Source organism: Pseudophaeobacter leonis (assembly GCF_002087335.1).
Lineage (GTDB): Bacteria > Pseudomonadota > Alphaproteobacteria > Rhodobacterales > Rhodobacteraceae > Pseudophaeobacter > Pseudophaeobacter leonis.
In genome coordinates this window covers 1-21580 of sequence record NZ_MWVJ01000103.1, presented here as the reverse complement: position 1 = coordinate 21580, position 21580 = coordinate 1, and the positions used below count along the sequence as shown (strand labels likewise).

At 60.3% G+C, this 21580-nt stretch carries 14 protein-coding genes and 2 pseudogenes; 4 read left to right on the top strand and 12 right to left on the bottom strand.

The genetic code is table 11. The annotated features are described in order from the left end of the window. Window positions 1-176: 176 nt before the first annotated feature. Window positions 177-1859, top strand: a pseudogene (locus B4968_RS19465) (chloride channel protein). A gap of 1071 nt (window positions 1860-2930) precedes the next feature. After that, a complete protein-coding gene (locus B4968_RS19460; protein ID WP_083100968.1) occupies window positions 2931-3119 on the top strand; it encodes a hypothetical protein in 189 nt (62 codons plus the stop codon). A 411-nt stretch (window positions 3120-3530) separates the two neighbouring features. Here B4968_RS19460 and B4968_RS19455 read toward each other — a convergent pair whose 3' ends face one another. The 6 genes from B4968_RS19455 to B4968_RS19430 all read right to left on the bottom strand — a co-directional run bounded on the left by B4968_RS19455 (window position 3531) and on the right by B4968_RS19430 (window position 10666). After that, window positions 3531-3872, bottom strand: coding sequence for a DUF427 domain-containing protein (locus B4968_RS19455; RefSeq protein ID WP_083100971.1), 342 nt, complete (start codon window positions 3870-3872; stop codon window positions 3531-3533). 63 nt (window positions 3873-3935) lie between these two features. Continuing rightward, window positions 3936-5726, bottom strand: coding sequence for an aminopeptidase P family protein (locus B4968_RS19450; protein WP_083100967.1), 1791 nt, complete (start codon window positions 5724-5726; stop codon window positions 3936-3938). Window positions 5727-6172: 446 nt separating this feature from the next. Next, window positions 6173-8050 (bottom strand): cobaltochelatase subunit CobT, encoded by a 1878-nt coding sequence (gene cobT, locus B4968_RS19445; RefSeq protein ID WP_083100966.1) that lies wholly within the window; start codon window positions 8048-8050, stop codon window positions 6173-6175. Beyond that, on the bottom strand, window positions 8047-8748 hold the full coding sequence (locus B4968_RS19440) for an aspartate/glutamate racemase family protein (RefSeq protein ID WP_083100965.1): 702 nt from the start codon (window positions 8746-8748) through the stop codon (window positions 8047-8049). Before B4968_RS19440 ends, cobT begins: the two co-directional genes overlap by 4 nt. A 19-nt stretch (window positions 8749-8767) precedes the next feature. Continuing rightward, the gene (cobS, locus tag B4968_RS19435) at window positions 8768-9754 is read right to left on the bottom strand and encodes a cobaltochelatase subunit CobS (RefSeq protein ID WP_083100964.1); all 987 of its coding nucleotides are present in this window, start codon (window positions 9752-9754) and stop codon (window positions 8768-8770) included. Between the two features lie 288 nt (window positions 9755-10042). Then, window positions 10043-10666, bottom strand: a complete 624-nt coding sequence (locus B4968_RS19430) for a DnaJ domain-containing protein (RefSeq protein ID WP_083100963.1) — start codon at window positions 10664-10666, stop codon at window positions 10043-10045. A 106-nt stretch (window positions 10667-10772) separates the two neighbouring features. Between B4968_RS19430 and B4968_RS19425 the strand changes: the two genes are divergently transcribed. After that, window positions 10773-11030 (top strand): BolA family protein, encoded by a 258-nt coding sequence (locus tag B4968_RS19425; protein ID WP_083100962.1) that lies wholly within the window; start codon window positions 10773-10775, stop codon window positions 11028-11030. Between the two features lie 194 nt (window positions 11031-11224). Here the strand turns inward: B4968_RS19425 and B4968_RS19420 are convergent, their stop codons facing one another. From B4968_RS19420 to gatB, 3 genes are all read right to left on the bottom strand, one after another. After that, window positions 11225-11755: a DUF4177 domain-containing protein gene (locus B4968_RS19420; protein ID WP_083100961.1), complete on the bottom strand. Its 531-nt coding sequence runs from the start codon at window positions 11753-11755 to the stop codon at window positions 11225-11227. A 121-nt stretch (window positions 11756-11876) separates the two neighbouring features. Further along, entirely contained in the window at window positions 11877-12782 is a 906-nt protein-coding gene (locus B4968_RS19415) for a hypothetical protein (protein ID WP_139792926.1), read from the bottom strand. A gap of 135 nt (window positions 12783-12917) precedes the next feature. Further along, complete coding sequence (gatB, locus tag B4968_RS19410) at window positions 12918-14429, bottom strand: Asp-tRNA(Asn)/Glu-tRNA(Gln) amidotransferase subunit GatB (protein ID WP_083100959.1); 1512 nt, start codon at window positions 14427-14429, stop codon at window positions 12918-12920. A gap of 259 nt (window positions 14430-14688) precedes the next feature. Here gatB and B4968_RS19405 point away from each other — a divergent pair, with 259 nt between their 5' ends. Further along, the gene (locus B4968_RS19405) at window positions 14689-17106 is read left to right on the top strand and encodes a Tex family protein (RefSeq protein WP_083100958.1); all 2418 of its coding nucleotides are present in this window, start codon (window positions 14689-14691) and stop codon (window positions 17104-17106) included. Window positions 17107-17245: 139 nt separating this feature from the next. On the opposite strand, the gene B4968_RS19400 is transcribed toward B4968_RS19405, so the two are convergent. The 3 genes and pseudogenes from B4968_RS19400 to pepN form a co-directional block, all read right to left on the bottom strand. Beyond that, on the bottom strand, window positions 17246-18730 hold the full coding sequence (locus B4968_RS19400) for a hypothetical protein (protein ID WP_241525859.1): 1485 nt from the start codon (window positions 18728-18730) through the stop codon (window positions 17246-17248). A gap of 267 nt (window positions 18731-18997) precedes the next feature. Further along, window positions 18998-19489, bottom strand: a complete 492-nt coding sequence (locus tag B4968_RS19395) for a hypothetical protein (RefSeq protein ID WP_241525858.1) — start codon at window positions 19487-19489, stop codon at window positions 18998-19000. A gap of 40 nt (window positions 19490-19529) precedes the next feature. Beyond that, window positions 19530-21580, bottom strand: a pseudogene (gene pepN / locus B4968_RS19390) (aminopeptidase N); the annotation flags it as partial.

The following is a 21580-nucleotide window of genomic DNA, read 5'->3' as shown; positions in this document are numbered from 1 at the left end:
TGGTGATACCATCACCCAGGAAGCACGCGCCGCCGCCCGGGCCCTGTTAGCCAGCTAAACCCTTTGCAGTTGTTGCATGAATTGTTTTGGGAATGGCCGGATGCCAACCAAATATTTACGGTCTCTTATGTAATTTTGGGCTCAGTAGCGCAGAAATAATTCTTTACAGGACCTCTATGCCCGAAATGCTACGCATTGCTGTCTCAGCCCGTTTCGCAAGCCTGTTCTCAGGGGGGCGGGATCTTTGGCGCATGCTGCTGCAAAGGGGGCCAAGCCAGTTTCAGTTCTGGCTGATTGCCCTGCTGATCGGTATCAGCGCCGGCCTTGCGGCTTTGCTGTTTCGCAAAGGTATCTCCTCGCTGCAGGCCTGGGTTTACGGTGCAGAAGACGCCAACTACCTGCACAGTCTTGCGGCGGATCTTCCGTGGTACTGGCTGGTGCTGATCGCTGCCTCAGGCGGGCTGATTGTCGGGATCATTCTGGATCGTTTCACGCCGGATGGCCGGGTACGCTCTGTTGCGGATGTGATCGAAGGCGCAGCCATGCAGAATGGGCGCCTGGAAATCCGTGCCGGGCTTGCATCAGCCCTGGCCTCGTTTATTACCCTCTCCACCGGTGGCTCTTCTGGGCGTGAAGGGCCGGTGGTGCATCTGGCCGGAGTGATTTCCAGCTGGGTCAGCGAGAAAATCAGGGCCGATGGGATCACCGGGCGTGATCTGCTGGGCTGCGCGGTTGCTGCGGCCGTTTCAGCCAGTTTTAATGCCCCCATTGCTGGGGCTCTTTTTGCTCTTGAGGTGGTGCTGCGCCATTTTGCGGTCCACGCCTTTGCTCCTATTGTGATCGCCTCTGTGGCGGGGACCGTCATCAACCGGCTGGCCTATGGCGATGTCACTGAGTTCTCTATGATCACGCCGGGAGCACTGCAGTTTTATGTGGAATTGCCTGCCTTTTTGATGCTGGGCGTGATCTGCGGCTTTGTTGCGGTGCTCCTGATGCGGGCAATCTTCTTTGCCGATCATGTGGGCGACGCGCTGCAGGAAAGCTGGCGCATTCCGCGTTGGCTGCGCCCGGCGATTTCGGGCCTGATCCTGGGCATCATGGCGATCTGGTATCCGCATATCATTGGCGTCGGCTACGAGACGACAGAGCTGGCGCTCACGGGCGGGCTGGTGCTGTCGCAGGCTTTGGTCTTTGTCGTGGTTAAAACGGCGGCTGTGGCGATTACCATGGGCGGGCGCATGGGGGGGGGCGTGTTCTCGCCGTCGCTGATGATTGGCGCTATTACCGGACTGGCCTTTGGCCTGGTTGCGACCTCTTTTCTGCCTGATGTGTCTGGCACCCATACGCTCTATGCCTTTGCCGGCATGGGAGCCGTTGCAGCCGCTGTTCTGGGCGCGCCCATTTCCACCACCCTGATCGTGTTTGAGCTGACCGGAGACTGGCAGATCGGTCTCGCCGTGATGGTGGCCGTGTCGATTTCCACCGCTCTGGCCTCGCGGCTGGTGGATCGCTCGTTTTTCCTGACGCAGCTTGAGCGGCGAAATGTTCACTGTGCGGCGGGGCCGCAGGCCTATCTGCTGGCCCTGCTCCAGGCCGATGCGGGGATGCGCCCGCTGGATGATGCGCGCTGTGCTGCGCGCGCGGACCTTGAGGCGCTGCAGGCACAGGGCCTCGCTCTGGATTTTGGCGCCTCTCTTGAGGCGGCTCTGCCGGTTTTCGACCGTGCGGATGTGACATTTTTGCCAGTCGTGAAACGGAATGATGGCGGCGAAATACTGGTGTGAGCGATCTATCACGTCGATGCGCTCAAGGCGTTTAACCGGGCCCTGGTGGCGGTCGCGGCGGAAGAGCACAGCTGAGCAGCCCTTTGTGCTGAGCGAAAGGATGCTGGGGCCACCGAGGATCAAAACGGCGCATTTCTATACCGTCAGGCCGGGGGTGCGTCGCATGTTGCGACAGGTACGCGCTGCGCTGATCTGCTGTTGTCGCCGGGGCAGGCGGCAGGGTTCATTGTCGCGGTGACGCCAGATCAGATCGAGTTGCGTCGACGCCATAGGGAGCAGGGCACCGGCACATCGCCCGATGCCAAGGGCTGATCTTGGCAGCCGTTTTGGCAGAGCCACGGCCTGATCAGTCGCCTGAATGAGCTGCCAAAAAGACAGGCCTAGGGTCCGCTTGTCACCATGTTGCCTGCTTGCCCTCAGGGTTTCCGAGACACTCTTTACAACGGATTTTACGGAGCAGTTAAAGGCAGTACTTGCATGTCGAATCGGATATTTATTCGCTTTTTCAGGGCATTACGTGGCCCGGGCGCCGCATTTCGGTGCCGTTTTACCAAGGCTCAGGAGCCTGCCTGAACAGCGCATTGCGCGCCCGCTCACAGCAATACCGGCAGTTCCTTTATCACGGAAACCCTCCAATTTGCCGCGAGGTCCCACCTGATGAGGCACCAGTTGGCGCACTGGACGCGGCGGTGAAAATGTTGGCGTTGATGTCTCAGCCCAGGTGCTAGCCCCCTGCCACTGGTGGCAATTTCCGTTGCAGATCAGTCTTGCAGCGGGGCGCGGTCGGCGCAGGTGCCAGGGTCTCCGGCTCTGCCAGCGGGGGGCGGGCCTTCTGGCGGAGGGCCTAGGCTCTGGCATCCGGTACACTGCCGCGACCACAGGGCAAAACAGCGTATCTCTCAGAATGTGGCGGAGTTTTCTATGGCATGACGCATCGTGGAGTGGCTGCTGACCAGGCAGCCTTCTGCGCTGCTGACCGAGGTTTCATCATAGACGGAGATACCAATTTTTCGCAGTGGTGCGATAAGGGGCGATGTGCCGCCATCTCGAAATGGTTAATTTTTTCTTAGCTACTGATGAATTGGCTTGGAATGTGCGAATCTGCGCCTACACTAACGATAGTTCCTAGAGTGCGGAAGGAAGAATATGCGTGTCTTTGAATTCGCCCCAAAAGAGGTCGAGCAAGAACGTCATGTCGTTGAGCGGGAAAAAGAACAGGCATCTTTGCAGTCATTGATCGACTACACGATCCAATGTGCGATGGAGAAGAATGTCTTTAGTGCTGAAAGGCGACTGGACGATGTACGGCGTAGCCTTTGCCGGGCGATCCTTTGACCGGCGCGCTTGCCGGAGTTTAACCCCGGATGTTTTCGGGTTTGTCATCAGTTGTCACAATGCACATAGAGCACAATGCCTGGCCTGCGAGACCGATTGCGTCGAAAGGCCTGTAGAGAGAGAAGGGTCTGTTGAACCGCTCCCGCAGCGGGTATTTTGATGTTATCTTTGATGCAAATAGCCCTGAACTGGAAATGAAAACGACCGCCCTATAGCGGTCGGTTCCTGTTCAGGTTCAGGTTTACCCACTGTCCTACGCCCACTCCTCAAACCCCTGCGTGAATGGAATGCGCGGGCGTGACATGCGGTCTGCCTGGGGACAGCCTTGCCTTAAGGACAGTGTCGCTGCTCTGAGAAAAGGCCGCCGCATACAGTGCCTCACACCGAATACCGTGCCTCACATCTGCGGATTTAGATCTGTTCAACCTTCACGGAGTCGCTTTGATGAAAGGCGAGGTGGTTCTTGATCTCGGCAACCTCTTCGAGCGGCGCTTCATAGCTCCAGACCACATTTTCACTCACCGATGATTTGTTCACGATAGAGAAATAGGTGGCATCACCTTTCAGGGGGCAATGGCTCGTCTTGCTGCTTGGGTCCAAGAAGGCCATGGCAATGTCTTCGCGGGGAAAGTAGATCACCGGCGCGTGGCCATCCTCGTCCAGCTCCAGTGCGCGATTGCTTTCACCAAGTACGGCACCGCCGGATCTGACCACCCAGGTGCCGGCGGCCTTGCGAATACGGATGCTGCTCATCTTGTTTCCCCTCATTTCGGTCTTTGACATATCCCTATGCCGCAAACATGTAACATTTTGTTATCAGATTGGCCGGGTGACGTCATCCAGCCAGGATTGCGCGGCTGAACTTACGTTGGGGCGCAGCAGTGCTGCAGTATCGGCGTGATAGGCATTCAGCCAGTCGCGTTCGGCAGCGGTCAGCATTTCGGTGACAATCAGGCGTCGGTCGATTGGCACAAAGGTCAGGCCGCGCCAGCTCAGCATCTCGCGCTCTGGATCGCCAGTTTCCAGCGCCGGGGCGGGTATGACAACCAGCGGGTTCTCGATCCGGATACCAAAGGCGCCTTCGCGGTAGTATCCTGGCTCGTTTGACAGGATCATGCCAGGCTCAAGTGGCACAGTTGAGACCCGGCTGAGCCGCTGCGGCCCCTCATGAACGCTGAGATAGGCGCCAACCCCATGGCCGAGCCCGTGGTTAAAGTCCTGCCCTGCCAACCAAAGAGGCATACGCCCGACCGCCTCTATGTCGCGGCCCGCAAGCCCCTTGGGCCAGCGCAGTCGCGACATGGCAATCATCCCTTGCAACACCCTGGTAAAGGCGGCGCGCTCATCCTGTCCGGGCGTGCCAATGGCAATGGTGCGGGTAATGTCGGTGGTGCCGTCCAGATATTGTCCACCGCTGTCGAGCACCAGCAAATGGCCCGCGTCCAACCGCGTGTTGCTTTCTGTGGTCACGCGGTAATGCATGACAGCGCCATTTTCGCCGGTGCCAGATATGGTCTCAAAGCTGATATCACGCAGGGCCGGGTCGCGGCGGCGCAGCTCTTCCAGCCGGGTTGCCACGTCGATTTCGCTGATGGTGCCTGCGGGTTGTGCGTCCAGCCAGCTCAAAAGTTCCACCACGGCGGCGCCATCACGCAGATGCGCGGCGGCAGAGCCTGCGATCTCTGCATCGTTCTTGCGCGCCTTGGGGAGGGCGCAGGGGTCCCCTGCGGCAACAAGCGTCTCGCCCAGTGCCTCAGCGACGATATGGGGCAGGCTGGCGGTATCGACAGCGACTGCGCCAGTTAGGGCGCTGACAGAGGCTAGAAAGGTCTCTGGAGGGTGCGTTGTGACCGTTTCGGGCAGGTGAGAGCCAAGGTCGGTCAGTTTCGCGGCTGCCATGAAGAGATCCACCCGGGCATCTGCATGCAGAATTGCAAAGCCATGTGCCACCGGATTGCGCGGAATATCTGCGCCGCGGATGTTCCAAAGCCACATGATGCTGTCGGGCAGGGTGATCAGTGCTGCCGACTGACCTGCCTGTTGCAGCTCTTGTGCAAGGCGTTGACATTTTGCCGTAGCTGTCTCGCCGGCATGTTCCAGCTGATGTGGCTGAACGGGCTGCATGGGAGGCGCAGGTTGGTCCTGCCAGATCCGGTCAACAAGGTTGTCGCATTGCACCAGCTCAATGCCGGATCCTTCCAGCTCTTGCGTCAGGGTGGTGATCTGCGCGGTCGCGTGCAGCCAGGGGTCAAAGTCAACCCGGCCTCCCTGTGGCAGTTGCTCTTTGAGCCAGGAGCCGAGCTGCATTTCAGGCCAGGGCACCGGGGTGAACGGCGCGGCCACCTGTCGTTTTACCTGGGTGCGGTAGCGTCCATCGATGAAGACACCGGCGCAGGCTTCCAGGACGACGCAGAACCCGGCAGAGCCGGTAAAGCCGGTAAGCCAGCTCAAACGTTCGTCATGGGCGGCGACATATTCGCCCTGGTGGGCATCGGTACGTGGGACAATAAAGCCGCTCAAGCCTTCGCGGGTGAGTTCTGCGCGCAGGGCCTGCAGCCGGGGGGGGCCTTGTTCGGGACGCGCGGTGACGTCGAAATTCTGAAACATCGGAGAAGTCCTTAACGGCTAGGAGCTGGGTGCACGTGGCCCGCTCCTGTGGGTCTTTGATGCGACCCGCGCGCGTTCCACATCATGCGTTGCACTTGTTGTTTCAAATCCACGCAGTGCTGGCAAGAGTGGGCTGGCGCAAAAGAGAATGCTCATCTTGCGTGACATAGCCCTCAGAAAAAAAGGGGGGGGCTCCCGCCCGCCCGCAAAGCATCATAGATGCTTTTTGTGCCGTTGGGCCGGGCGCCGCGCCAGGGCGCGGCGCAGCCACCGAATGAAACCTCTGGTGTGCCATGAGCGCAGCGCGCGAAAGCGCGCTGCCGGGCCCAAGGCTTTGTGGCGCATCTGTAGATGCGCGGCCAAGGCGCGGGAGCCCCCCCCTCCTTTTTTGTGCCACCAAGGGGGAGCGAACAGGGAACGATCTGCGCTCTGTTGCAATGCTGGTGCTAGCTGACTTTCTTGATCCCCATGACACGGGCACGGGCGCGCGGGTCGCTGTCGAACAGGGCGGCCAGTTGCTCGGTCATGGCTCCGGCCAGTTGTTCCACATCGGTAATGGTCACGGCGCGGTCATAATAGCGGGTGACGTCATGGCCGATACCAATCGCCAAAAGCTCATCCTGTTTGCGTTTTTCCACCATGGCGATCACATCGCGCAGGTGTTTTTCCAGATAGTTGGCCGGGTTCACCGAGAGCGTGGAGTCATCTACCGGCGCGCCATCAGAAATCACCATCAGTATCTTGCGCGCTTCCTGACGTCCCAACATGCGGCGGTGGGCCCATTCCAGCGCCTCACCGTCAATGTTTTCCTTCAGCAGGCCCTCTTTCATCATCAGACCCAGATTGGGCCGGACACGCCGCCAGGGGGTATCTGCGGATTTATAAATGATGTGGCGCAGATCGTTCAGGCGGCCGGGCATCTGCGGCCGTCCGTCATTCAGCCAGGCTTCGCGCGCCAGTCCGCCCTTCCAGGCGCGGGTGGTAAAGCCGAGGATCTCGACCTTCACGTTGCAGCGTTCCAAAGTACGGGCCAGAACATCGGCACAGATCGCGGCAATCGAGATGGGCCGTCCGCGCATAGAGCCGGAATTGTCGATCAGCAGCGTCACCACCGTATCCCTGAACTCGGTGTCTTTTTCGCGCTTAAACGACAGCGGCGTCGTCGGGTTGGCAATGACACGCGCCAGACGACCTGCGTCCAGTATGCCCTCTTCGAGATCAAACTCCCACGAGCGGTTCTGCTGCGCCTGCAGGCGGCGCTGCAGCTTGTTGGCCAGGCGGCTCACGGCACCTTTGAGAGGCTCCAGCTGCTGGTCAAGATAGGCGCGCAGGCGCTCCAGCTCGGCGGGCTCTGCCAGATCTTCGGCGGCGATCTCTTCGTCATTGGTATCCAGAAAAACCCTGTAGTCCGGATCGGCCTCGGATGCGGCGGGCGGTGGCGGCGGGTCCAGCGGCGCTTCGCCATCGGGCATCTCGCTGTCTTCCGCAAGCTCCTCATCGGCCAGCTCATCCATTGAGATCTCGGCCTGGCTTTCGTCCTGCTGCTGTTCCTGCGCCTGTTCGGCGTCGGCCTCCGACTGCTCGTCGTCGGAATCGTCCTCGCCGGTGCTGTCGGGGTCGGGCTGCTCTTCAGCGTCGTCTTCGGCCTCGTCATCCTGATTGTCGTCCAGCTCATCCGGGTCGTCGCCGAGCTGGTCGCCATAGCCAAGGTCCGAGATGATTTTGCGGGCGAATTTGGCAAACTCGGACTGATCGCCGAGTTTCTCCTGCAGATCGTCCAGCGTGTCCCGGGCCTGAGATTCAATGAGCCCCGCCACAGCTCCATGAACGTTGTCCGCCCCCTGCGGCAGGGGGCGACCAGTGGCCAGGTGCCGCAGCAAATAGCCGGCCGACGCCGCCAGCGGCGCCTCGGAAGAGGATTTCATCTGGTCATAGCCGCGCCGGATGGCCTCGTTGCGGATCTTGACGTCAATGTTGGAGGCCGTGCCGGGCATGTGGCGTGCCCCCATCGCCTCACAACGGGCGGTTTCCATCGCCTCATAGAGATCGCGGGCCATGTCACCGGGCGGGGCGTATCTGGCATGGGTGGCTTCATTGTGGAACTTGCGGCGCAGCGCCAGTGCATCGGCCGTGCCACGCGCCAGCAGCACCTCTTCGCGGCTCATCCGGCGCGAAACCTGCGGCAGGCGCATGTTGTCACCGGACACACCCGAGGGGTCGACGGTGTAGGAGACGCTCAGCTCTGGGTCATTGGCCATGACCTTGGTGGCCTCGGCGAGGGCCTTTTTGAACGGATCAGCAGGGTTGTCGTTTGGTTTTTTCATCTTGTCGCGCTCACTTCATCGAGGAGGGTGTCACCCGCTGCCAGCCGGGCCAGCACATCCACATGTACGTCCAGAGCGTCTACCACCCTATAGCCCGGATCCTGTCCGTCAAAGGCGAGGTTCAGGTCGGTGCCAGCCAGAACAATGGCGTCGGCGCCCCTGGTTGCAACCATCTGCCGTCCAGCATCGAGGAATGTTTCGCGTTGCTGCGGCGTGCAGATCCCGGCGACGGCCATGTCCTGATAGCTTTGACCCAATCTGTCGATCTCATCATCCAATGTGACGAACCGGGTTTGCGTCAGTTGCCCATACAGCCCAGTCCGCATCACAACGCGGGTGCCCAAAAGACCAACGGTCTTCAGCCCCTGAGAGGCAAAATAGCTGTCAAGCGGTGTCACGGCAGACACCAATGGCAGGCAGGACAGCGGCACAGTTTCGTCAAAGCAAAAGTGCCCCCCCAGAGAGGTGATTGCGGCACAATCAGCTCCGGCCCCGTGTAACTGGTCGATCAGACCGGCATATACCTCGGCCTGTGCCGCGCGGTTATCCGCAAGATTGTTGCGGATAAGTTCCTGAACATCGGCATGCACAATGGTCAATTGGAGCGGCAGGTTGCGGGCGGCCATCGCGGCCGTCAGCCGTTGATAGTAGACCACTGTGGCCGCAACACCGATGCCACCAATCAATCCAATATGCATGGTTCTTGTCCTTGTCTGATCAGCCCAGACTGACGCTTGCGGCGCTTTCGGGCAGCTCTTCGTCAAAGCAACGCTGGTAGAACTCGGCCACGGTCTGGCGTTCCAGCTCGTCACATTTGTTCAGGAAGGACAGCCGGAAGGCATAGCCCACATCGCGGAAGATCTCGGCGTTTTGCGCCCAGTTGATCACGGTGCGCGGGCTCATCACAGTCGACAGATCGCCGTTCATAAATGCCGTGCGGGTCAGATCAGCCACAGTCACCATCTGGCTGATGTTCTTGCGGCCCTTGTCGGTGTTGTAATGCGGGGCTTTGGACAGCACGATGGCGGTCTCGGCGTCATGGCTGAGATAGTTCAGCGTGGCGACCAGCGACCAGCGGTCCATCTGGGCCTGGTTGATCTGCTGGGTGCCGTGATACAGCCCGGTGGTGTCGCCCAGACCGACCGTGTTGGCGGTGGCAAACAGGCGGAAATAGGGGTTTGGCGTGATGATCTCGTTCTGGACCAGCAGCGTCAGCTTGCCGTCATGCTCCAGCACCCGCTGGATCACAAACATAACGTCGGCGCGGCCGGCATCATATTCGTCAAACACAATCGCAACCGGGTTGCGCAGCGCCCAGGGCAGGATGCCTTCGTGGAATTCGGTGACCTGTTTGCCGTCGCGCAGCTTGATCGCATCCTTACCGATGAGATCGATCCGGCTGATGTGGCTGTCAAGGTTGACGCGCACCGAGGGCCAGTTGAGGCGGGAAGCAACCTGTTCGATATGGGTCGATTTGCCCGTGCCGTGGTAGCCCTGGATCGTCACACGACGGTTGTGCGAGAAACCGGCCAGGATGGGCATGGTGGTATCAGGGTCGAATTTGTAGGTGGGATCAATCGCAGGAACGCGCTCCGAGCCCTCGGCAAAGCCCTTGATGGTCATGTCGGTGTCGATGCCAAAGACATCGCGGACCGAAATGGTGTCGGTCGGTTTCGCATTCATATCCAGCATGCCGTCAGTCATCTCAGTCGATCCTTGTTCCTCTCCCGCCGTTTGCGGGGTCAATCCGTGGGATTGGTGCCCGATCTGGAAAATAAGGGCAAGAGCCAGAGTAGGACAGGGCCAAATAACGTGATGTTGAGATCAAAACTGGCGTTTTTTTCGCGGGTTTTTATCCCCGCCTGTATCGCCGGGCGGCAAACTCGCGCAAAAGTCCTGGCTGGTTGGCGCTGAAGCTTCAGGCATCTTGCCACAAAAAAGGGCAGCCCGACAGCTGCCCATACTCATTTCATAGCCCGCCTGGGCAAGAGCCTATTTGAAGCTGCGGCTGTCTTTGATCTGGTCCCAGGCCCACATCACCTCCTGCAGCTGCTCTTCCTGACTGCGGTCGCCGCCGTTCATATCCGGGTGCAGCACCTTGATCAGTTTTTTGTACGCTTTGCGGATGTCAGCCTTGGTCCAGCTGTCCTTGGCTTCCAGCACCTCGATGGCGCGCCGCTCGGTGGCGGGCAGACGACGCCCGGCAGTGGCAGAGCGACCTGGGTTCTGGGATGCATTGACGCCCAGCACCTGATACGGATCCTCAATGCCAAGACGCGCCCAGGCGCGGGCCTCGGGATCACCCATTGGCTTGGTATGTCGCTCCCAGACCTTGTCTTTGGACTGCTGTGCGTTCAGCTCAGCCTCAGTGGTGCCCTGGAAAAAGTTCCAGTGGTTGTTGTATTCGCGGACATGCTCTTGGCAGAACCAGAAAAAATCATCCAACACATCGGGAGCCTTGGGGGCGCGGAACTTGCCGGCCTCCTCGCAGCCGTCCTTGTCACAGACCCGGACAGATGTTTCTGAGGCGCCAGACATGCTGCGGCGCCCACGCGGATTCTTCTTTTTGGCAGAGCTGACGGACATGTCGAAACCGAAAGGATCTGATTTGCTCATGGGGTGCACTTTCTAGACGCAGCTGCTCGACTCGGAGGAGGCAGTTTAGTCTAAGGGGCGTGAGATTGAAGGGGGGCAGCGAAATAAAAATGTGGAGAAGTGTAAAATGAACATTCGTATGGAAATGCAACAGCGGCTGCAGGCCGCGTTTGAACCCACGGCGTTAGAGGTTGTGGATGACAGCAACAGCCATATTGGCCATGCAGGCCATGATGGCAGCGGCGAGAGTCACTTTAATGTGATGATCCGCTCTAAGGCCTTTGCCGGACAAAGCCGGGTGCAGCAGCACCGTGCCGTGCATAAGGCGCTCGGCGATATTGTGCCGCGCATCCATGCGCTGGCGCTGGACATCGGCTGTGACTGAGCCTGAGAGGCAATAAGACGGAGTCCCTCGTTGCAGATTGCGCGAGGGCCGCAGTGATGCACCGGTGAAGCACCTCTGGCAGGTCAGTTGTCTAGTTGGCCAGTTGTCTAGTTGGCCAGTTGTATGTGGGCCCGTTGTATGGTGGGCCCGTTGTATGGTGGGTTCGTTGTTTGTCGGGTCTGTTGATTGCGGGCCTAGTCCTCGCTGGAGGAGCGGATCATCGCCCGGGCTTTGAGCGCTGCCGTCATGCCCGCAACCGGGCTGAGCTCTTCGACCCCGTCATCGGCCTGCATTTTGGCAGCCCCTGCGCCGGGAATGGGCGCGGCGCCTGCGGGGGCCTGTGGATCACCAGCCGTTGCGGTCAGAGGCGGCGCAGCAGGTGCAGATGCAGGAGTAGGGGCGACAGGCGCAACTGGTGCCGGGACTGTTTGCGGCGCTGTCTCAGCGGCCAGGCTCGGGGCTGCGCTAGCGCCCGTATGCGCGCCCTCAACGACAAGGGCACGACGAAAGACCAGAACATTGCGCCAGTTGGTGGTAGAGCCAGTGAGGCCTGCGCGCTCATCCGAGGGCAAAAGCTCGGCACGCTGATATTCCCAGCCCTGGGCGGCCAGTTCATTGAGAGTCATCTCGATGGAATTTGCAAAGCGCTGCTCGGGGGTTTTGACGCCTTTGGCCTTGGTGCCCTTATGGGGGGCGGGAACAACTTTATACTCGAACGCTTGCATGCTGGTCTCCTGATGACGCCTGTGAGGTTTAGCGATGTTGTCGCAGGCGTCAAGCGCCAGTCTTGGTGTCAGTCTTGGAGCCAGTCTTGGAGACTGTCTAGGTGCCAGCCTTGGTCGCGGCCTAGCTTTCAGCCGGGACAAGCGGCAAGGCCTGGCCGTTTAGCGCGAGCGCCTTGTGAAAGCCGTCCTGCAGGGTCGGAAACAGCGCGTCCAGGGCCGCATCCGAGATGTCGAGCCCGTCGCGCAGCGCGTCTTCAGCAGTCATGGGCACGCCAGTAAGATCAATCTTGCGCAGCAAAGGCGCGCGATTCTGTTGGTAGATCTCCTGGCCATAGCTCTGCTGAAACTGCCGCAAAAAGGCGATCTTTGCGGGCGGAAAGCTGAGGTTTTGCTTTTTCGGAGCCTGCCCGGCTGGCAGCTCGAAATGCTGCGTCAGGCGGGTCAGGATGTCAGGCCCGGACTTGATGTCCCAGACCAGGAGCTGGCCAGCCGTCACGCCCTTGGTGGTGCGGGCAATGATCTTGTCATATTCATGCAGATCAAAGCCATTTTCAGCGCGAAAAGACTGCAAAAAGGCCGATATTGACCCATCGGTCTCGGCATAGAATTTTGCCCGGTTCACCTGCCAGAGGCCGGCCCTGACAAATTGTTGAAAGCTCGAGCGCAGCATCGAGGCCGGATCGCGCACCAGGCACAGGCAGGTGATGTTTTTGGTACCGATCTGGCGGGCAAAGGCTGCGGTTATGCGTGCGAGGTGCCCCTCTGTGTCCGTGCTAAACCGTTCTGTGGAAATCAGAATGCGGGCGCAGTTTTTACGCCCGGCTTCGCGCAGCAGGTCCTGCACGGCGGTGTCGGGAGACAGGTCTGGTTCAAACAATGGGTTGTGGTGACGATAGCCATTTTTCAGACGGTGCCGCGTGGGATAAAGCAAGCCCTTGCTCTGATACAGCTCGTCATTGTCCGCAAAATGCGCTTGCACGGTGCTGGAGGCACATTTGGGCATGCCGATATGAATTGTTACCTGCATATCTTGCTCCATTCGCGTGCCCTCTTCGCCATTCCTGCGGCCTCAAGAGGGAGGCGGCGCTGGAATGTCCAGTTTGCGCCTGCGCAATGGCATTTTGAGGCCAGCGCGCAGGTGCAGCAGAAGTCAACGGGTGGCCTATTCGCCCAGTTTCTTGGCAACCAGCTCGTTGACAGCCTTGGGGTTGGCTTTGCCACCGGTGGCTTTCATCACCTGACCAACAAACCAGCCTGCCAGTTTGGGGTTCAGTTTTGCCTTTTCCACCTGGGCCGGGTTGTCGGCGATGATCTGATCCAGCGCCGCCTCGATGGCGCCGGTATCGGTCACCTGCTTCATGCCGCGGGCCTCGACGATTTCGGCTGGGTCGCCGCCTTCGGTGTAGACGATCTCAAACAGATCCTTGGCGATCTTGCCTGAGATGGTCTCGGCTGAGATCAGCTCAACAATACCGCCCAGCTGCGCAGGCGTGACTGGAGAGTTGGCAATATCGGCCTCATCCGCTTTTAGGCGACCAAACAATTCGTTGATCACCCAGTTGGCGGCCAGCTTACCATTGCGGCCCTCGGCGACGGCCTCAAAATAGGCGGCAGAATCCACATCTGCGGTCAGGACTGAGGCATCATAATCGCTGAGTTTGAAATCCGCGATGAAACGCGCCTTTTTGGCGTCGGGAAGCTCGGGCAGCGAGGCGGCGATATCGTCCACCCAGGCCTGTTCGATTTCCAGCGGCAAAAGATCTGGATCGGGGAAATAGCGATAGTCATGCGCTTCTTCCTTGGACCGCATCGAGCGGGTTTCACCCTTTTCAGGATCATACAGGCGGGTTTCCTGTTCGACCTCACCACCGCCTTCGATGATGGCGATCTGGCGCCGGGCCTCGATCTCGATCGCCTGCTGGATAAAGCGCATGGAGTTCATGTTCTTGATCTCGCAGCGGGTGCCGAGGTGAGAGAAATCCTGAGTTTCCTGGTATTTTTCATACTGGCCCGGCAGGCAGACCGAGACGTTGACGTCGGCGCGCAGGTTGCCGTTTTGCATATTGCCATCACAGGTGCCGAGATATTTCAGGATCTGGCGGATCTTGGCGACATAGGCGGCGGCTTCTTCGGGGCCACGAATATCCGGACGCGACACGATCTCCATCAGGCAGACGCCGGTCCGGTTGAGATCGACAAACGACATGTTGGGATCCATGTCGTGGATCGATTTGCCCGCGTCCTGCTCCATGTGGATGCGTTCAACCCGCACGTTGCGCGCGGTGCCGTCGCCCAGTTCCACCAGCACTTCGCCTTCGCCCACGATGGGGTGATAGAGCTGCGAAATCTGATAGCCCTGCGGCAGGTCAGGGTAGAAATAGTTTTTGCGGTCAAAGGCGGACCACAGGTTGATTTCTGCCTTCAGGCCAAGCCCTGTGCGCACAGCCTGCTCAACGCAGTATTCGTTGATCACGGGCAACATTCCGGGCATTGCCGCATCAACGAAAGAGACGTTTGAGTTTGGCTCAGCCCCGAATTTGGTCGAGGCGCCAGAGAACAGCTTGGCATTGGAGCTGACCTGGGCATGGACTTCCAAACCGATGACCAGTTCCCAGTCATGTTTGGCACCCGAGATTACCTTGGGTTTGGGGAGTTCATATGTCAGGTCGAGCATTGCGCACCGGCTCCTTTGATCAGGTTTGAAAAGGGTTCTAGGCCAGCGGGCCATGCGGGGCAAGAGGGTGCGGAGATTCTGCCGGGATCTTGGCCTGATGCCGACCTGATGCCTGCCTGATACCTGCCAGATGCGGGGCGGATGCGGGTTTGTGCGTGGCTGCGTCACGCAAGCTCTTGGCGCTGGCTTGCAGCAGGGCTAAGAAGAGCGCCCGAGCAGAGCCCCGAAACGCTCCGAGCCGATAAAATGAGGACGCATCTTGGATACCGCAGCCCGTATTGCCCAGAAAATTTCCAGTGAAATTGCCAAGGAAATTGGCGCCGCCCCAAAGCAGGTGAACAGTGCCGTGACCCTGTTGGATGAGGGGGCGACGGTGCCCTTTGTGGCGCGCTACCGCAAAGAGGCGACCGGCGGTCTGGATGACACGCAACTGCGCACCCTGGCCGAGCGGCTGTCGTATCTGCGCGAGCTGGAAGCGCGGCGGGCGAGTATCTTTGACGCGATCAAGTCGCAAGACAAGCTGACGGAGGATCTGGCGGTCGCGATTGCCAAGGCAGAGACCAAGGCGCAGCTGGAAGACATCTACCTGCCCTATAAAACCAAGCGCCGCACCAAGGCGATGATTGCCCGTGAAAACGGCCTGGAGCCGCTGGTGGAGGCGATCCTGGCAGATCACCTGGCCGACCCGGAGGTTTTGGCGGCTGGGTACCTCAGTGAGGCGGTGCCGGGCACCAAGGAAGCCCTGAACGGGGCGCGCGATATTCTGACAGAGCGGATGACGGAAAATGCAGGGCTGCTGGGCCGTCTGCGACAGTTCCTGCAAGCTGATGCGCCTCTGACGGCGCGACTGATTGAGGGCAAGGAACAAGAGGGCGCCAAGTTCTCTGACTATTTTGATCACACCGAACGCTGGGCCGATGTGCCGTCGCACCGGGCACTGGCCATGTTGCGGGGGGCCAATGAGGGGGTGCTGTCGCTGGATATCGGCCCCGAGCCGGACGAGGGCGTGGCGCGCGCAGAAGGCATGGTCGCAGCAGAACTGGGCGCGGGCGGTACTGGTCCCGGTGACAAATGGTTGCGCAAGGTTGCGGGCTGGACCTGGCGGGTCAAGCTGAGCCTGTCGATGATGCTGGAGCTGATGAGCGATCTGCGGGCCCGCGCGCAGGACGATGCCATTCATGTTTTTGCCCGCAACCTCAAGGACCTGCTCTTTGCCGCCCCAGCCGGTGCGCGACCGACGCTTGGGCTGGACCCGGGCATTCGCACCGGCGTCAAGGCGGCAGTGGTTGATGCAACCGGCAAAGTTCTCGCCACAGAGACGCTGTATCCATTCCAGCCAAAGAATGATCTGCGTGGCGCCCAGGTCAGCATTCTGAAGCTGATTGCTGAACACGGGGTTGAGCTGGTGGCCATCGGCAATGGCACCGCCAGTCGTGAAACGGAACGCATGGTGGCCGAGGTGATCAAGCATCTGCCCGCCAAGGTGAAAGCGCCGACCAAGGTGGTGGTCTCCGAGGCGGGTGCCTCGGTGTATTCGGCCTCTGAGCTGGCGGCGCGGGAGTTTCCTGATCTGGATGTTTCGTTGCGCGGGGCGGTGTCGATTGCCCGGCGTTTGCAGGATCCGCTGGCGGAACTGGTGAAGATCGAGCCCAAGAGCATTGGCGTCGGCCAGTATCAGCATGACGTGGACCAGCACCGCCTGTCAAAATCGCTGGAAGCGGTAATCGAGGACGTGGTGAACGCGGTTGGCGTCGACCTCAACATGGCCTCGGCACCGCTGCTGAGCCATGTGTCCGGCCTGGGGCCTGGGCTGGCCGAAGCCATTGTAGCGCACCGGGATATAAACGGCGCCTTTGCCTCGCGCCGCGAGCTGTTGAAGGTCGCGCGCCTTGGCCCCAAGGCCTTTGAGCAATGCGCAGGCTTTTTGCGTATTCGCGACGGCAAAGAGCCGCTGGATGCCTCTTCGGTGCACCCTGAGGCCTATAGCGTCGCCCGTCGGGTGATTGCCGCCTGTGGGCGCGATATTCGTCAGATCATGGGCGACAGTTCGGCCCTCAAAAGCCTGCACGCCGAGCAGTTTGTCGATGAGACCTTTGGTTTGCCTACGGTGCGCGACATCTTCTCGGAGCTGGAAAAGCCGGGTCGCGATCCGCGTCCCTCGTTTGTCACGGCAACCTTTGCAGAGGGCGTCGAGACCATGAAGGATCTCAAACCCGGCATGGTGCTAGAGGGCACGGTGACCAATGTCGCCGCCTTTGGGGCCTTTGTGGACATCGGCGTGCATCAGGATGGGTTGGTGCATGTGAGCCAGTTGGCCGATAATTTTGTGAAAGACCCGCATGAGGTGGTGAAAACCGGTCAGGTGGTCAAGGTCACGGTGACCGAAGTCGATGTGGCCCGCAAACGCATTGCTCTGACCATGCGCAAGGACGGAGGTGCTTCGGCGCGGGACGAACGCAATGCGCGCGGATCTGCCGGGCGCGATGCCCGGGGTGGAGCTGCAGGCGGGGCGCCACGCGGCGGCCAAAAGGCGGGCCGCAAACCTGGCGGCAAACCTGGCGACAGATCAGGTAGTGCGGGCGGGCGCGCGGCAATGTCCTCCTCTCCCAAGAGCAGTGGCAAATCCGAAACGAGTGCCCTTGGGGCGGCCTTGATGGATGCTTTTAAAAAGACCTGATGCGCAGAGCTGCGTGCTGCAGGCAGTCTTGGTCTTTGCGCGATAGTGAACGAAAAGAGCCAGTAAATAAAGAGCCGGGGCGTATTCCCGGCTCTTTGTGTTTTGTCGTCTCGTATGTCTTTCGGGGCGGCAGCCGGGGCTAGACCGACACCAGATCAATCCCCTCCGGGGTAAAGGCAATCTTGTGGCCACTGTCGATTTCGTCGCGAAAAACCCCGGCAATGCACCGGAGGGCGGCGGCCTGCCCATGGGCGGCAAAACGCTGCAGGGATGCAATGCGCGCGTTGTTGTCAAAGCCTTCACAGGCATGGGCCCAGATCAGCGGATGCAGCTCGCGCAGGTGGCCGCGGATCAGCCAGCGGGCAGCTTCGGAGATCTTGCGGCGGGCCTGTGCGGGTTGGTCGGCCTGGTCGGTCTGGGCGGGCTGGTGGGCCTGAGCGGTCTGGGCAGGCTGTTCGGCCTGTTCGCCGCCACCGGGGCCGTTGCGCAGCGACACCGCACAATAGGCTGCGAGCAGATTGACCATTTCCTGGCTTGGATCGGTGCGCAATATGTCCTGCAACCCCTCGAGAAAGAAGCTGGCGTCCACCCGTTCGCAGGCCTGCTCGTCCAGGGCCATGGCGTCAAAATAGACCCAGGTATAGCCGCCAGCGCCCCATTCCTTTCTGGTCCGTATGGCGGTGCGGCGGGCTTCCAGCTCCAGCGCGGCATAACAGCCATTGGTGCGGGGCAACATTTGTACCCCCAGAGCCCGCATCGGGCGTGGGTTGCCGGGGTCTTTGTCAATCAGGGCGCCATAGGCGTCCGCAACCTTGAGCGTGTTGGCAGTCTGGCCGGCAAAAAGGGCGCATTGTGCGGCTGACAAAAACGCACTGTCTTTGCTTTGATCTTTCAGCGGCTCCAAAAGTGCCGCCGCGCGTTCAAAATGCGCGCTGGCCCGGCGCAGATGCGACTCTGCGCTGGCCTTTGAGGTGGTAACCTGCGGTGCCGTGCTGCGCCAGATCCAGGCGATGTCGATATGCGCCAGCGCGACAATCGCCGTGAGGTGGCTGTCCTGACGGTGTTCGCAGCGCAGGGTTTCCAGCGCCATAACCCCGTCGATCAGAATACGGTTTTCCCCAGCGGCATCGGGTTTGGTGCTGCGTTCCGCCAGAGCATGTTCCACGGCGTTTACGACATCGGCACGCGCGCCATAGGCAAGCAGATCTGCCGCAGGGAGGCCCCCGGGCGTGCAGTTGCGCTGTTGGTCTGCCTGGCGGATCAGCTGCGAAAGCTCGGACCAGCGTTCCTGCCGCGCCAGAAACTGGCCTTTGTCCTGCAGCGCATGACGGCTGTCTGTATCCGGGCAGTCACCGCAGATCGGAATCAAAAGGCTCTCGGCAAAGGAGGCTGTGTCGGGATCCACCTCTTGCAGCGCATCACTCTGCGCCAGTTGGCAGGTTTGGCCTGTATGGCTGATTTGACCTGTGCCGCCCAGCTTTGGTGGCGTGGCGCCCGTGGTCGAGCTCGTGGTGGCGCCAGTCGGAGCGGATGCGCCGCCCGCGAGTCTATCAGCTACCCAGAGTGGGATGTCTTTGTGGAGTTGGGACAGGCGGGTCCACATATGATCATGAGATTTGAGCATTCAAAATCCTGCAGGTTGGCAGCTTAACCGTTGCGACTCAAACTGATCTCTCAATGCGGCGCAATCGTGGCGGCGATGGGGAGATAAACGTAAGGATTTAGGAATTGCCGTGGCAAAGGGGAGCGCATTGGCAGCCTCTCTTTGATCCGATGTATGGCGGTCGCAGGTGAGGTGCCCCTTTTTGTGCCCGGTTACCCGCCTGTTTTTATGCGTCTTTTTACTGCCAGCCCCGGTGTTTGTGGCCTGAACGCGGGCAGAGGCCGGGCTTCAGAAATTGGTGAAGTGATGGCGTTGGCTGCGAACGCCCCGCGCGTTCAGCGCGTCCTCTAGGATCTGCACCGGTGGCACGGCCGGGGGCGGCAGGCGTATTTTGCCGCCGCTGTGCAAAATCAGCGTGGCTCGAAAGGAAAAGTCCCAGCGCCGGTCGAGCCGCAGCATGGCGATCTCTTCCAGAGGCAGACTGGCGCTTTGGTCGCCGTTGAACCAACTGATCTGATCATGAGAGACGCTCAGGCCGGAAGCGGGATTGCGCCAAAGCTCCCAGAACGCGGGCAGGGTGGGCAGGGCCAGAAGGACCGTCACCCAGGGCGAGAGCTGCAGCAAGATCCAGCCGAGCCCAAGGGCGGCAAGCCATAGCCCCAGCGCCAGCGCCAAACCCTTTGATCGCCCCTGACGCTGAAAATGATAGGGCGTCAGGGGGCTGCCTGGGTCTGCGCTTTGTGCGGCTATGGGATCGCTGTCAGGCAAACTGTCTGGCATGCCGGGCATCAGATCGCATCGCTGTGCGGCCCTTTGGCCATCAGGAGGCCTCCAGAATACGGCTCACCATCTCATTGGTGTCGCGGCTTAGTCCGTCAACGGATTTGATCCGCTCCAGCTGGGTGCGGATCAGCGCCTGACGGTCGGCATCATAGCGGGTCCAGGTCTGGAAGGCGGTGCACATCCGGGCCGTGGTCTGCGGGTTGAGGCTGTCCAGCGCCATGAGATTGTCGGCCAGCAGGCTGTAGCCGGCGCCGCTTGCGTGATGAAAGCCCGCGTGGCTGCCGGCCAGTGCGCCCATGACTGCGCGAAAGCGATTGGGGTTTTTCAGGGTGAACAGCGGATGCTGTGTCAGCTCGGCGGTCACTTCAGAGGTTTTCTGCGGCGGCGCTGAGGCGACCTGCAGGGCGAACCATTTGTCCATCACCAGCCGGTCACCCTGCCACTGATCAAAAAAGGCCTGCGACTGTGCAGCGCCTTTTTCTGCGTGTAGCAGCGCGGCCAGCGCGGTGAACTGTTGCGTCATGTTGTCTGCCGTCTCAAACTGGCGCGTGGCCTGTTGCCCCCCATCCAGCCGGGTGAGCAGCGACAGGATACGCCCGTTCAACCCACGTTTGCCGGCGCTGACGGCATCGGGAGAATAGGCGCCTTCAACCGTTGTGTCGGCATAGAGCCGCGGCAGGCTGTCTGCGAGTTGCTGTGCCAGTGTCTGGGCAAAGGTCTGCCGCGGCTCATAGATCTTTTGCGGGTCGGGCACATGGCCGCGTTCATGCAGTGTCTGGGCAATATCAGACTGGCCGGGAGGCTGCAGGATCAGGGCGCGAAAGGCCGGATCGAGGCTGTCGTCACGCAGCAGGTTTTGCAGCGCGTCCAGATAGGCGGCATCGGGGGCCGTTCCATCCAGAACCATCGCGATGCGGGTTTCCTTTGCCAAGGCATTGCCTGCCTCCCAGCGATTGAACGGATCACTGTCATGGGCCAGCAGGAAGGCGCGCTCGGCATTGCTGCTGTCGCGCTCCAGAATAACCGGCGCGGAAAATTCGCGCAGGATTGAGGGTACAGGACGGCTGGCCAGCCCCTCAAAGGTAAAGCTCTGCCTGGCCTCGGTCATCTCCAGCACCGTGGTGGGCCGCACCTCGTCGCCATTGTCATTGAGCAGACCAACGGCGATGGGAATGACGCGGGGGTCCTTGTTTGGCTGGCCCGGCGTTGGCGCGGTGCTTTGCTCGAAACTTAGCGTATAGCTGCCATCTTCAAAGCTGTCGCTGACCTTCAGGCGCGGCGTGCCGGCCTGGCCGTACCAGCGTTTGAACTGCGTCAGGTCCCGCCCGGTGCTGTCTTCAAACACCTTGAGCCAGTCTTCAATGGTGCAGGCCTGACCGTCGTGGCGCGCGACCTAGAGATCAAGCGCGCGCGCGTAGGCGTCATCCCCCACCAGACGTTTCAGCATGCCGATGACCTCGGCGCCTTTCTCGTAGATGGTGGCGGTGTAAAAGTTGTTGATCTCCTGAAACTCTTCCGGGCGCACCGGGTGCGACAGCGGGCCCTGGTCCTCGGGGAACTGGCGGGCGCGCAGGTCGATCACATCGGAGATGCGTTTCACCGGGGCCGAGCGCATATCAGAGGTGAATTGCGAGTCGCGAAACACCGTCAGCCCCTCTTTCAGACAGAGCTGAAACCAGTCGCGGCAGGTGATGCGGTTGCCGGTCCAGTTGTGGAAATACTCATGGGCGATAATCGCCTCGATGCGCTCAAAATTGGCATCCGTCGAGGTCTCGGGCGAGGCCAGAACGCAGGAAGAGTTGAAGATGTTCAGCCCCTTGTTCTCCATCGCGCCCATGTTGAAATCATCAACCGCCACGATGTTGAAAATATCGAGGTCGTATTCGCGGCCATAGACCTGGTCATCCCAGGTCATGGATTTCTTCAGCGCTTCCATGCCAAAGGCGCATTTGTCTTCGTCTCCGGGGCGCACCCAGATGTTCAGCGTGACGTCCTTGCCGGACATGGTGGTAAAGCTGTCGGGATGATTGACCAGATCGCCTGCCACCAGCGCAAAGAGATAGGCGGGGTTGGGCCCGGGGGCATGCC